Raw genomic sequence first — 13,029 nt, 5'->3', positions numbered from 1 at the left:
AAACACGGCGAGCGCTCTTTCGTTCGGCAGGGGTAAGAGTGGACTATTAGGGCAACCCCTGTAAGAGCGAGGTGGGACTCCGGTCTACGGGTCCCTTCTGTCGTGCTGCCCGCCTGCCGGCGGTACCCGGTGTGCCGCCCCCGAGTACGAAGTGACGATGATCGGACGAATTCCCATCCAGGACATCCAGCCCGTCGTCGACTGCGGCCAGTGGCCCGCCAAGGCCGCCGCGGGAGAGACCTTCGAGATCAGCGCGACGGTGTTCCGCGAGGGGCACGACGCGGTCGCCGCCGGCGTCGTGCTGATCGACCCGGACGGCGCGCCGGGCCGGATGCTGCCCATGCGCGAGGCCGGGCCGGGCACCGACCGGTGGAGCGTGGAGGTGTCGCTGCCCACCGAAGGGCTGTGGCAGTTCCGGGTGGAGGCCTGGAGCGACCCGATCGCCACATGGACGCACGACGCGGGCATCAAGATCCCCCGCAATCTGGACGCCGACCTCATGTGCGAGGAGGGCGCCCGGCTGTTCGAGCGGGCGGCCAAGGGCGTGCGGGCCGCGGACTGCCGGGCGGCGGCGGAGGCGGGCGGCACCTGCGGGCACAAGGCCGCGCTGCTGGCCCTGGCGGCCCGCCTGCGGGACGACGCGGTGGACCCCCGGGCGCGCTTCGCGGTCACGCAGCTGCCGGAGACCGCGGAGCTGATCGCCGCGCATCCGCTGCGCGACCTGCTCACCCGCTCCGGGCGCCAGCGCGTGCGGGTGGACCGGCGGCGGGCGCTGTTCGGCTCGTGGTACGAGTTCTTCCCCCGCTCGGAGGGGGCCGTGGTCGGGCAGGAGGGCGTCGCCCCGAAGTCGGGGACGTTCGGGACGGCGGCCAGGAGGCTCCCGGCGATCGCCCAGATGGGCTTCGACGTGGTCTACCTCCCGCCGATCCACCCCATCGGCGCGCAGTTCCGCAAGGGCCGCAACAACACGCTGACGCCCGACCAGTACGACCCCGGATCGCCGTGGGCCATCGGCTCGGAGCAGGGCGGCCACGACGCGATCCACCCCGATCTCGGCACGATCGAGGACTTCGACGAGTTCGTCGCGAAGGCCCGCGAGCTGGGCATGGAGATCGCCCTCGACCTAGCGCTGCAGTGCTCCCCCGACCACCCGTGGGTCAAGGAGCATCCCGAGTGGTTCAACATCCGGGCCGACGGCACGATCGCGTACGCGGAGAACCCGCCGAAGAAGTACCAGGACATCTACCCCCTGAACTTCGACAAGGACCCCGAGGGGATCTACGCGGAGGTCAGGCGGGTCGTCCGGCACTGGATGGACCACGGCGTGCGGATCTTCCGGGTGGACAACCCGCACACCAAGCCGGTGCGGTTCTGGGAGCGGCTGATCTCCGACATCAACGCGACCGACCCCGACGTGCTGTTCCTGGCCGAGGCGTTCACCCGTCCCGCCATGATGCGGACCCTCGGCAAGGTCGGCTTCCACCAGTCCTACACGTACTTCACCTGGCGCAACCACAAGCAGGAGTTCGAGGAGTACCTGTGGGAGCTGTCCCACGAGACCTCGCACTTCCTGCGGCCGAACCTGTTCGTCAACACGCCCGACATCCTGCACGAGTACCTCCAGCACGGCGGCGTGCCGGCGTTCAGGATCCGGGCGGTGCTGGCCGCGCTGACGGCCCCCACCTGGGGCGTCTACTCCGGATACGAGCTGGCCGAGAACGTCCCGGTCCGCCCGGGCAGTGAGGAGTATCTCGACAGCGAGAAGTACCAGTACCGTCCGCGTGACTGGGCGGCGGCGGAGCGTGAGGGCCGCAGCCTTGCCCCGTTCATTACCCAGCTCAATTTGTTGAGAAGAGCGCACCCGGCGCTCCAGGAATTGCGTAACCTACGGTTTCACAACGTCGACCAGCCGGACGTGATCTGCTTCTCGAAGCGGCTGCCCGGCGCCTATGACACGGCCTCACGACGGCACGGACTAGGCGATGTCGTACTGGCCGTCGTCAACCTGGATCCATACAACACCCATGAGGCGACGGTCCGGCTCGACATGCCCGCCCTCGGTCTCGACTGGCATGCCGACTTCGTCGTGGACGACCAACTGTCGGGCGAGTCGTACCGCTGGGGGCAGGCGAACTACGTGCGCCTCGACCCGCACGTACAACCCGCACACATCCTCACGCTCCGCCACGGGTCAGCGCTCCGCCCGTGACGCAGCCCTGCACACTACGGGGAGTCAACAGGTGAGCTCGACCACGCCTCAGCCCAGCCACATCCAGCCCAGCCACACCCAGCCGATCCCGAACACCTTCACCGAGGAGGAGCCGCGGGACCAGCGCTGGTACAAGCGGGCCGTCTTCTACGAGGTGCTGATCCGCGGCTTCGCCGACTCGAACGGCGACGGCACCGGAGACATCCGCGGCCTCATCGAGAAGCTGGACTACCTCCAGTGGCTCGGCATCGACTGCCTCTGGCTGCTCCCGCTGTACGAGTCCCCGCTCAAGGACGGCGGGTACGACATCTCCGACTACATGAAGATCCTCCCGGACTTCGGTGACCTGGGAGACTTCATCCGGCTGGTGGACGAGGCGCACAAGCGGGGCATCCGGGTGATCGCCGACCTGGTGATGAACCACACCAGCGACCAGCACCCGTGGTTCCAGGCCTCCCGCAACGATCCCGACGGCCCGTTCGGCGACTTCTACGTGTGGAGCGACACCGACGAGAAGTACCCCGGCGCGCGGATCATCTTCGTGGACACCGAGGCGTCGAACTGGACCTTCGACGCGGTGCGGGGGCAGTACTACTGGCACCGGTTCTTCCACCACCAGCCGGACCTCAACTTCGAGAACCCCGCGGTGCAGGACGCGATGCTGGAGGTCATCCGGTTCTGGCTGGACCTGGGCATCGACGGGTTCCGCCTGGACGCGATCCCGTACCTGTTCGAGCAGGAGGACACCAACTGCGAGAACCTGCCCCCGACGCACGCCTACCTCAAGCGGGTGCGGGCGGAGGTGGACCGCCTGTATCCCGACCGGGTGCTGCTGGCCGAGGCCAACCAGTGGCCGGCCGACGTGGTGGAGTACTTCGGCGACCCGGTCACCGGGGGTGACGAGTGCCACATGGCCTTCCACTTCCCGCTGATGCCGCGCATCTTCATGGCGGTGCGGCGCGAGTCGCGCTATCCGATCTCGGAGATCCTGGCCCAGACGCCGAAGATTCCCGAGAACTGCCAGTGGGGGATCTTCCTGCGCAACCATGACGAGTTGACGCTGGAGATGGTCACCGACGAAGAGCGCGACTACATGTACTCGGAGTACGCCAAGGACCCCCGGATGCGGGCCAACGTCGGCATCCGGCGGCGGCTGGCGACGCTGCTGGACAACGACCGCAACCAGATCGAGCTGTTCACCGCGCTGCTGCTTAGCCTGCCCGGCTCGCCGGTCATGTACTACGGCGACGAGATCGGCATGGGCGACAACATCTGGCTCGGCGACCGCGACGGCGTGCGCACGCCGATGCAGTGGACCCCCGACCGCAACGCGGGCTTCTCCAGCTGCGACCCCGGCCGGCTCTACCTCCCGGTGATCATGGATCCGATCTACGGGTACCAGGCGATCAACGTCGAGGCCCAGCAGAAGAGCGCCAGCTCGCTGCTGCACTTCACCAAGCGGATGATCGAGATCCGCAAGCGGCACCCCGTGTTCGGCCTCGGCGAGTTCACCGAGCTGAACTCCTCCAACCCCAGCGTGCTCGCGTTCGTGCGGGAGCTCGGCGACGACCGGGTGCTGTGCGTCAACAACCTCTCCCGTTTCCCCCAGCCGGTCGAGCTCGACCTGCGCAGGTTCGAGGGATCGACACCGGTCGAGTGCATGGGCGGAGTTCCTTTCCCCCCGATCGGCGAACTTCCGTATCTTTTGACGCTCCCTGGGCATGGGTTCTACTGGTTCACGTTGCCCGTCACGCACCGGACGGCCGGCACGAAGGAGGAGTGACGACTTCACTTCAGGAGCTTCTGGCCGGCTGGATCACCGGGCAACGGTGGTTCGCCGGCAAGGGGCGCGCCATCGACGACCTGTCCATCGACTCCGAGATCGAGATCGCCGGCGGGGACCCGGCGCTGCTCCATCTGGTCGTGTGCGTGCGTCAGGGGGACCGCCGCACGCGCTACCAGATCCCGGTCGGGCTGCGCGAGCACCTGCCCGACCGGCTGGAGCACGTGCGCATCGGCAGGTGCCGCCGCGACGGCCGCGAGGCCGAGGTCTACGACGCGCTGCACGACTCCGCCCTGACCGCGCACCTGCTGGAGGGGATGGCCGCGGACCACAGGTTCGACGGCCTCGCCTTCCACCGCGCGCACGGTGTGGAGATCGACACCTCGCAGCGCAGCCTCGTGCTGACCGCCGAGCAGTCGAACACCTCGCTGGTGTACGGCGACACGTACATCTTCAAGCTGTTCCGGCAGCTCAGCCCGGGGACCAACCCGGAGCTGGAGATCATCACCGCGCTCGCCGGCGCGGGCTCGTCCCACGTGGCCCGGCCGTACGGCTGGATCGAGACCACGCTGCAGGACGAGCCGACCACCCTGGCGATCATGCAGGAGTACCTGCGGAACGCCAACGAGGGCTGGTCGATGGCGCTGACCAGCGTGCGCGACCTCTACGCGTCCCCGGAGGGCATGCCGGCGGAGGACGCCGGGGGCGACTTCGCGGGCGAGGCCCGGCGGCTGGGGGTGGCCACCGCGCAGGTCCACCGGGAGCTGGCCCGGGCCTTCCCCCCGGGCACGATCGAGCCGCCGGAGCTCAAGCGGATGACCGAGCGGTTCCGCCGCAGGCTCGACCGGGCGATCGCCGAGGTGCCGCGGCTCGGCGAGCACGCCGACGTCGCCGCCGAGGCGTTCGACCGGCTCGGCGACCTCGCGCACGAGGTGCCGGTGCAGCGGGTCCACGGCGACTACCACCTCGGCCAGGTCATGCGCACCATGACCGACTGGGTCGTGCTCGACTTCGAGGGCGAGCCGGGGCAGCCGCTGGCCGAGCGCCGGGCGCTCGACTCGCCGCTGCGCGACGTGGCGGGCATGCTGCGCTCGTTCGAGTACGCCGCCCGGCACCTGCTGGCCGACCACCCGGACGCCGACGGGCTGGAGCACCGGGCCCGGGAGTGGTCGGAACGCAACCGCGCGGCGTTCCTCGCCGGCTACTCCGAGGGCGGCGGGCGGGTCCGCGGCGACGAGGCGGTCCTGCTGCGCGCGCTGGAGCTGAGCAAGGCCGTGTACGAGGTCGTCTACGAGGCGCGCAACCGGCCGACCTGGTTGCCCATACCGCTCGCCGCCTTCCGCTGACAAGATCGCAGTGTTCGGTGGGATATATCTAGGGCAGGTTTGCGACATGGATTTGGACCGGCTGGCGGGGGGCGCCCATCACGACCCCCATTCGATTCTGGGGGCCCATCCCGGGCCTGACGGCGTCACGATCAGGGCTCTGCGGCCCTTCGCGGAGAAGGTCGAGGTGCTGGCCGAGGGCTCGGCGCACGAGATGGGCCACACCGCCTTCGGCGTGTTCGAGGTGACACTGCCCGGCGTCGACAAGGTCCCGGACTACCGCCTGCGCGTCACCTACCCCGACGCCCTGCCGTACGAGACGGACGATCCGTACCGCCACTGGCCGACGCTGGGCGAGCTCGACCTGCACCTGATCGGCGAGGGCAGGCACGAACGGCTGTGGGAGGTGCTCGGAGCGCGGGTCGTCCGCCACGAGGACGTGGACGGCACGGCGTTCTCGGTGTGGGCGCCGAACGCGCAGGGCGTGCGGGTGATCGGCGACTTCAACCACTGGAACGGCGGCGCCCACCCCATGCGCTCGCTCGGCGGGACCGGGGTGTGGGAGCTGTTCGTCCCGGAGATCGGCGAGGGCGCCCGGTACAAGTTCCAGATCCTCGGCCTCGACGGCGTCTGGCGGGAGAAGGCCGACCCCATGGCCCGGCGCACCGAGATCCCGCCGGCGACCGCCAGCATCGTGGAGAAGCCGGCGTACGAGTGGCGGGACGAGGAGTGGATGGCCGCCCGGGCGTCGCGGGACGCCCTCGTCGAGCCGATGAGCACCTACGAGGTGCACCTCGGCTCCTGGCGGCCCGGCCTGTCCTACCGCGACCTCGCCCGGGAACTGGTCGAGTACGTGACGGACATGGGGTTCACGCACGTGGAGTTCCTGCCCGTCGCCGAGCATCCGTTCGGCGGCTCGTGGGGTTACCAGGTGACGTCGTACTACGCCCCGACCTCCCGGTTCGGCTCCCCCGACGACTTCCGCCATCTGGTGGACGAGCTGCACCGGGCCGGCGTCGGCGTGATCGTCGACTGGGTGCCGGCGCACTTCCCGATGGACGAGTGGGCCCTCGCCCGCTTCGACGGCACGCCGCTCTACGAGCACGGCGATCCGCACCGCGGCACCCACCCCGACTGGGGCACGTACGTCTTCGACTTCGGCCGCAAGGAGGTGCGCAACTTCCTGGTGGCCAACGCGCTCTTCTGGCTGAAGGAGTTCCACGTCGACGGCCTGCGGGTGGACGCGGTCGCGTCGATGCTCTACCTCGACTACTCGCGCCGCGAGGGCGAGTGGACGCCCAACGAGTACGGCGGCAGGGAGAACCTCGACGCGATCGAGTTCCTCAAGGAGATGAACGCCGTCGTCTACCGCGAGGAGCCCGGGATCGTGACGATCGCGGAGGAGTCGACCGCCTGGCCCGGGGTCTCGCGCCCGGCGTACCTCGGCGGGCTCGGCTTCGGCTTCAAGTGGAACATGGGCTGGATGCACGACACGCTCAGCTACATGTCCCGGGAGCCGGTCTACCGGCAGTATCACCATCACCAGATGACGTTCTCCCTGATGTACGCCTTCTCCGAGAACTTCGTGCTGCCGCTCTCGCACGACGAGGTCGTCCACCTCAAGGGGTCGCTGCTGGGCAAGATGCCGGGCGACGAGTGGCAGCGCTTCGCCAACCTGCGCGCGCTGTACGGCTTCATGTGGGCCCATCCCGGCAAGCAGCTGCTGTTCATGGGCGGCGAGTTCGGCCAGGGCGCCGAATGGTCGGAGGCGGGCGGCCTCGACTGGTGGCTGCTCGACTTCGACTTCCACCAGGGCGTGCGGCGGCTGATCAGGGACCTCAACAACGTCTACCGCGAGTCGCCCGCGCTCTACTCCCGCGACAACACCCACGAGGGCTTCCGCTGGATCGACGCCGACGACGCCTCGGGCAACGTGCTGTCGTTCCTCCGGTACGGCGCGGACGGCTCGGTGCTGGCCTGCGTCGCCAACTTCTCCGGCGCGCCGCACGACGACTACCACCTGGGCCTGCCGACCCCGGGGCGGTGGGAAGAGGTCCTCAACACCGACGCGTACGAGTACGCGGGCAGCGGGGTCGGCAACATGGGCGCGGTCGAGGCGGTGGAGACGCCGCGGCACGGCCTGCCCTGCTCGGCGCGGCTGCGCGTGCCGCCGCTCGGCGTGGTGTGGCTGCGGCCGGTGGAGACGCCGACCCCGGTGAGCGCCGAGATGGACGAGCGGACCGTGACGGCCCTGCCGGGGACGGAGCCGGATCCGGAGGACGAGGCGCCGGTGGAGCCGGAGCCCGATGGCCTGGTCGCCGAGTCCTGATCCGCGGCAGGCCGTTCAGAGCGTGACGACGACCTTCCCGCGGGCGTGGCCCTCCTCCACGTAGCGGACGGCCGCGGGGAGGTCGTCGAACGGGTAGACGCGGTCGACGACCGGGGTGAGGTCGCCCTGCTCGATGAGCCCGGCCAGCTTGACCAGGTTCGCCCGGTTCTCGCGGCATCGGGTCACGTCGGCGAGGACCACTCGCCTGGACGTGAACGGCGACGTCGCGAGCGCCGCGATCGTGTGGCCGACGGGCTGCAGCCACCGTCCGGCCGGCCCGCCGACGACGACGTGCGCCCCCCGGGGCCTCAGCACCCGCCGGCAGGCCGCCGGCGGCTTGGTGCCCGCGATGTCGATCAGCACGTCGTACCGCCGGCCGGTCCGGGTGAAGTCGGCCCTGCTGTAGTCGACGGCCTCGCCCGCGCCGAGCGACCGGACCAGGTCCACGTTGCGGGGGCCGCAGACGCCGGTGACCTCGGCCCCGAACACCCTGGCGAGCTGCACGGCGAACGTGCCCACCCCGCCCGACGCGCCGTTCACGAGCACCTCGTGCCCCGGCCGGACCCGCCCTTCGTCCAGGGCCAGCAGCGCGGTGGCGGCGGCCAGCGGCACCGCCGCCGCCTGCTCGAACGACAGGTTCTCCGGTTTGCGGACCAGATCGCTCTCCCGCACGCTGACGTACTCGGCGAAGCCGCCGCCGGTGACCAGCGCGAACACCTCGTCGCCCGGGCCGAACGCGGTGACGCCCGCGCCGACCGCCTCGACCTGTCCCGCGACGTCGGCGCCGAGCACGCTGAGACGCGGCCCGCGCGGGCCGAGCGTGCCGCCCATCAGACGCGCGACGTACGGCTCGCCTCGCATGTGGTGCCAGTCGTACGGCTGGACGGAGGTGGCTCGGACCCGGACCAGCACCTCTCCGGGGCCGGGCTCCGGCGTCGGGACGTCGCTGAGCGTCAGGACCTCGGGCGGGCCGTACGAGCGTAGAACGTAGGCCTTCATCGCATCTCTCCTCGTCGCCTCGGCGGCTGGGAGGCCAGCGTAGGAAGCGCCGCGCCCGGGGCTCATCGGCCGAAAGTACGCCCGATCGGCAGCCGATGGACCGGTGCGGATCGAGCCGTTCCGCCGATGATCCGCACCCACTCCGCGTACGACGATCGGGCCATGACAGAACTGACATCGACGCGACGGTCCGTGCCCACGAGAGGCGGCCGGAAGAAAAGGGAATGGCTGGTGCCGGCGGGGCTGATCGCGCTCAGCGCCGTCCCCGTGGTCGCCGGCGCGACCCGGCTGTCGCAGCTGACCGGCGGCGGGCCGGTCACCGCGAACAGCGCCCGGTACTTCGCCACGCCCTTCCCCGTGGTCGCGCACATCGTCGCCGTCACGCTGTTCAGCCTCCTCGGCGCCCTGCAGTTCGCCCCCGCGCTCCGCCGCCGCGCGCCGCGCTGGCACCGGATCTCGGGACGGGTGCTGGTGCCCGCCGGGCTCGTCACGGCCCTGTCGGGCCTGTGGATGACGCTGTTCTACCCGCACCTGCCGGACGACAGCGCCCTGCTCGTCGGCGTACGGCTGGTGGTGGGCGGCGGCATGATCGTGTCGATCGTCCTCGGCTTCGCGGCGATCCGGCGGCGGGACGTCGCCCGCCACCGGGCGTGGATGGCGCGCGGCTACGCGCTCGGCATGGGCGCGGGCACCCAGGTGCTGACCATCATGCCCTGGGTCGTGCTGACCGGTGAGCAGCCCGGCGCGCTCCCCCGCGCGCTGCTCATGACCGCCGCGTGGGTGATCAACCTCGCCGTGGCCGAGTGGGCCCTCCGGCGCCGGCCCGGCGCCCGTGAGCTCGGCGCCCGTCAGCCCGTGACGCGGCCCGTCTGATAGGCCCACATCGCGATCTCGACGCGGTTGCGGGCGCCGAGCTTGGCCATCAGGCTCGCGACATGCGTCTTGACCGTGCTGAGCGAGATGTGCATCTCGTCGGCGATCTCGCTGTTGGTCCGCCCGCGCGCCACCGCCGCCAGGATCTCCTCCTCCCGGTACGTCAGCGGCTCGACGAGCCGCGCCGCCGGCGCCGCGGGGCCGGACCGGGCGAAGGCCCCGAGCAGCCGCGCGGTGACGCTCGGGGCGATGAGCGCGTCCCCGCCGGCGGCGGCGTGCACGGCCTGGGAGAGCATCTCGGCGCCGGCGTTCTTGAGCAGGAACCCCCGGGCGCCGGCCCGCAGCGCGGCGTAGACGTACTCGTCGAGGTCGAACGTGGTGATGACCACGACGGCGAGGGGGTCGGCGACCCCCGGCCCAGCGAGGCAGCGGGTGGCCTCGATGCCGTCGAGGCCGGGCATGCGGATGTCGAACAGGCACACGTCCGGACGCAGCCGCCGCGCGAGTTCGACGGCCCGCCGCCCGTCGGCGGCCGTGTCGGCGACCTCGATGCCGGGCTGGGCGTCGAGGATCATCGCGAGCCCGGTGCGGACGATCTCCTGGTCGTCGGCGACGAGCACCCGGATGCTCACGTGGCCACCCCGTTCCTGGGCAGCACCGCGGTCACGGTCCAGCCCCGGCCGGGGTCCGGGCCCGCCACACAGGTGCCGCCGAGCAGGTCGGCGCGTTCGGCCATGCCCACGATGCCGTATCCCGCCGGGCCCGCCGGGCGGGCGGAGCCGCCGTCTCCGTCGTCGCTCACGCGCAGGCACACCGAGGGCCCGTCCCCGGTGACGTGCACCGCCACCCGGGTGGCGTGGCGGGCGTGCCGCAGCGCGTTGGTGACGGCCTCCTGGGCGATGCGGTAGACCGCCGCCTCGACCGACGGGGAGAGGCCGCCGAGGTCACCGGAGATCTCGACCCCGACGGACGGGTGATCCGGCCCGCCGGGAGCCGCGAGCCCCTCGATGTCGGCGATATGGCGGCCGGGGGTCAGGTCCGCCGGCTCGTCCCGGCGCAGGACGCGGACCATGGCCCGCATCTCGTCGAGGGCGCGCGCCGCCTCGGCCTCGATCACCCGCAGCGCCTCGGTCGCGGCGTCGGGCCGTGCCGCGGCCGTGGCGAGGCCCGCCTGCGCGCGGATCGCCATCGCCGAGACGTGGTGGGCGACCGTGTCGTGCAGTTCGCGCGCCAGCTGCTCGCGTTCGAGCAGCTTGACCTGGTCGAGTTCGCGGGCCCTCGCCCTGGACCGGTAGCGGAACGCCCCGCCCAGCGTGGTCGTGGAGAGCACGACGGCGAACGGGCCGATCGCGTCGGCGGGCGCGGCGTGCTCGACGAGCACCGACAGGCCGGCCCCGGCGAGCATGACCGCGAGGCCGATCACGATCTCGCGGCCCGATCCCCAGCGCACCAGCGCGTACGGCAGGATCAGCAGGTAGGCCAGGGAGTACATGTCGAGCATCGCGCCGTGCAGGGCGACCGGGACCAGGCTCGTCGTGACGAAGCAGACCGCCAGCGCCTCCAGGGGCCGGGTCCGGCGCCACAGCAGCGCGGGCGTCAGCCCGGCGGTGACGACCACCGAGAAGACCCGCCACGGCAGGTCCGGCCGCAGCACCCCCTCCAGCACCGCGAGCGGCACCAGCACCACGACGAGCGCCCAGTCGCGCCACACCCGCCTGGGCGCATCGGGGGGACGGGGCTCGTGCCAGACCGAGCGAACGAGACCGCTCACCGCATCATCGTACGGGAGTCCGCACCTCCGGTGCAGGTGACGTCCGGGTGCGACCTTAGCGAGGAGTTAACCGGCGATTAACCGGCCGCCGGGGCGTTGACCCTCCGGCGATCGGTATTTACGCTGCGAACTAATAGGAAACTTTCCTATCGTTTACCCCCCAGACCGGGAGTTTCCATTGCGAAAGATCCTCCTCGGGTCCGTGATCGCCGGTGCCGCGCTGCTCGCGCCGCTCGCGATCGGGACCGCCTCCGCCACCGGCGCCACCACCACTGCCGCCGCCGTCGCCGCCGCCCCGAAGACCGGAGTCGTCACCCTGGCCTACGCGGCCTGGGCCCCCAACACCTGGTACGCCGTCGGCGCCCGGGTCACGTACGGGGGCAAGGACTACGAGTGCATCCAGGCGCACACGTCCCTGACCGGGTGGGAGCCGCCGAACGTGCCGGCCCTGTGGAAGCTCCTTCCGGGCGGCTCCACCTCGTCCCCCTCTCCGAGCGCGACCCCGACGAGGAGCCCCTCCCCGAGCCCGAGCCCCAGCAGGAGCCCCAGCCCCAGCCCCAGCGCGACGCCCACCGTGACGCCGACGCCTCCCCCTCCGGGCGGCAAGAAGGTGCTCGGCTACTTCGCCGACTGGGGCGTCTACGGCCGCCAGTACTTCGTGAAGAACATCGTGACCAGCGGTTCGGCCGCCAAGCTCACCCACATCAACTACGCGTTCGGCAACGTGACCAACGGCCAGTGCGCGATCGGCGACTCCTACGCCGACTACGACATGGCGTACACGACGGCCAACAGCGTGGACGGCAAGGCCGACACCTGGGACGCCGGCGCGCTGCGCGGCGCCTTCAACCAGTTGCGCAAGCTCAAGGCGCAGTACCCGAACATCAAGGTCATCTACTCCTTCGGCGGCTGGACCTGGTCCGGCGGGTTCGCCCAGGCCGCGGCCAACCCCACCGCCTTCGCCAACTCCTGCTACAACCTGCTGAAGGACCCGCGCTGGGCCGACGTGTTCGACGGCATCGACATCGACTGGGAGTACCCGAACGCCTGCGGCCTGAGCTGTGACTCCAGCGGCGCGGCGGCGTTCAAGAACCTGATGGCCGCGTTGCGCGCCAGGTTCGGCGCCGGCTATCTCGTCACCGCCGCCATCACCGCGGACGGCACGAACGGCGGCAAGATCGACGCCGCCGACTACGCGGGCGCGGCGCAGTACGTCGACTGGTACAACGTCATGACCTACGACTACTTCGGCGCCTGGGCGGCCCAGGGCCCGACGGCTCCGCACTCCCCGCTGACCTCCTACTCGGGCATCCCCACCGCCGGGTTCTACTCCGACGCGGCCGTCCAGAAGCTCCGGAGCAAGGGCGTGCCGGCGGCCAAGCTCCTGCTGGGCATCGGCTTCTACGGCCGCGGCTGGACCGGCGTGACCCAGTCGGCCCCCGGCGGCACCGCCACCGGCGCCGCGCCCGGCACGTACGAGGCGGGCATCGAGGACTACAAGGTCCTCAGGAACAGCTGCCCGGCCACCGGCACGGTCGCCGGCACCGCGTACGCCAAGTGCGGCTCCAACTGGTGGAGCTACGACACCCCCGCCACCATCGGCGGCAAGATGACCTACGCCAAGAACCAGGGTCTGGGCGGGGCCTTCTTCTGGGAGTTCAGCGGTGACACCGCCAACGGCGAACTGATCACCGCGATGTCCAACGGGTTGAGGTAACCGCTTCGAGCCGTTCAGGGCCC

General features: G+C 71.0%; 9 protein-coding genes. 6 read left to right on the top strand and 3 right to left on the bottom strand.

Annotated elements, in window-relative coordinates:
- Window positions 1-157 precede the first annotated feature (157 nt).
- From HHX40_RS16625 to glgB, 4 genes are all read left to right on the top strand, one after another.
- Window positions 158-2,209: an alpha-1,4-glucan--maltose-1-phosphate maltosyltransferase gene (locus tag HHX40_RS16625; protein ID WP_182881334.1), complete on the top strand. Its 2,052-nt coding sequence runs from the start codon at window positions 158-160 to the stop codon at window positions 2,207-2,209.
- A 61-nt stretch (window positions 2,210-2,270) separates the two neighbouring features.
- The gene (gene treS / locus HHX40_RS16620) at window positions 2,271-3,992 is read left to right on the top strand and encodes a maltose alpha-D-glucosyltransferase (protein ID WP_182875465.1); all 1,722 of its coding nucleotides are present in this window, start codon (window positions 2,271-2,273) and stop codon (window positions 3,990-3,992) included.
- Window positions 3,989-5,338, top strand: coding sequence for a maltokinase N-terminal cap-like domain-containing protein (locus HHX40_RS16615; RefSeq protein WP_182881333.1), 1,350 nt, complete (start codon window positions 3,989-3,991; stop codon window positions 5,336-5,338). The genes treS and HHX40_RS16615 overlap by 4 nt, the downstream gene beginning before the upstream one ends.
- 46 nt (window positions 5,339-5,384) lie before the next feature.
- The gene (gene glgB, locus HHX40_RS16610) at window positions 5,385-7,646 is read left to right on the top strand and encodes a 1,4-alpha-glucan branching protein GlgB (protein ID WP_182881332.1); all 2,262 of its coding nucleotides are present in this window, start codon (window positions 5,385-5,387) and stop codon (window positions 7,644-7,646) included.
- A gap of 15 nt (window positions 7,647-7,661) precedes the next feature.
- On the opposite strand, the gene HHX40_RS16605 is transcribed toward glgB, so the two are convergent.
- A complete protein-coding gene (locus tag HHX40_RS16605) occupies window positions 7,662-8,645 on the bottom strand; it encodes an NAD(P)-dependent alcohol dehydrogenase (protein ID WP_182881331.1) in 984 nt (327 codons plus the stop codon).
- A 231-nt stretch (window positions 8,646-8,876) separates the two neighbouring features.
- Here HHX40_RS16605 and HHX40_RS16600 point away from each other — a divergent pair, with 231 nt between their 5' ends.
- A complete protein-coding gene (locus HHX40_RS16600) occupies window positions 8,877-9,518 on the top strand; it encodes a DUF2306 domain-containing protein (protein WP_182875332.1) in 642 nt (213 codons plus the stop codon).
- Here HHX40_RS16600 and HHX40_RS16595 read toward each other — a convergent pair.
- Window positions 9,494-10,150, bottom strand: a complete 657-nt coding sequence (locus HHX40_RS16595) for a response regulator (protein WP_111698863.1) — start codon at window positions 10,148-10,150, stop codon at window positions 9,494-9,496. The genes HHX40_RS16600 and HHX40_RS16595 overlap by 25 nt on opposite strands.
- Window positions 10,147-11,289: a sensor histidine kinase gene (locus HHX40_RS16590; protein WP_182875331.1), complete on the bottom strand. Its 1,143-nt coding sequence runs from the start codon at window positions 11,287-11,289 to the stop codon at window positions 10,147-10,149. Before HHX40_RS16590 ends, HHX40_RS16595 begins: the two co-directional genes overlap by 4 nt.
- A gap of 178 nt (window positions 11,290-11,467) precedes the next feature.
- Between HHX40_RS16590 and HHX40_RS16585 the strand changes: the two genes are divergently transcribed.
- Window positions 11,468-13,006, top strand: a complete 1,539-nt coding sequence (locus HHX40_RS16585) for a glycosyl hydrolase family 18 protein (protein ID WP_182881330.1) — start codon at window positions 11,468-11,470, stop codon at window positions 13,004-13,006.
- Window positions 13,007-13,029 lie beyond the last annotated feature (23 nt).

It is taken from the genome of Microbispora sp. H10949 (assembly GCF_014161435.1).
Classification (GTDB): Bacteria; Actinomycetota; Actinomycetes; order Streptosporangiales; family Streptosporangiaceae; genus Microbispora; species Microbispora triticiradicis.
Note: the sequence above shows the minus strand (reverse complement) of the source record. Positions and strands in the feature narration are given on the sequence as shown.

What these genes read in the sequence shown, in the direction of transcription:
- HHX40_RS16625 (WP_182881334.1), top strand. Translation starts at nt 158, where the DNA reads ATGATCGGACGAATTCCCATCCAGGACATCCAGCCCGTCGTCGACTGC.
- glgB (WP_182881332.1), top strand. Translation starts at nt 5,385, where the DNA reads ATGGATTTGGACCGGCTGGCGGGGGGCGCCCATCACGACCCCCATTCG.
- HHX40_RS16605 (WP_182881331.1), bottom strand. Translation starts at nt 8,645, where the DNA reads ATGAAGGCCTACGTTCTACGCTCGTACGGCCCGCCCGAGGTCCTGACG.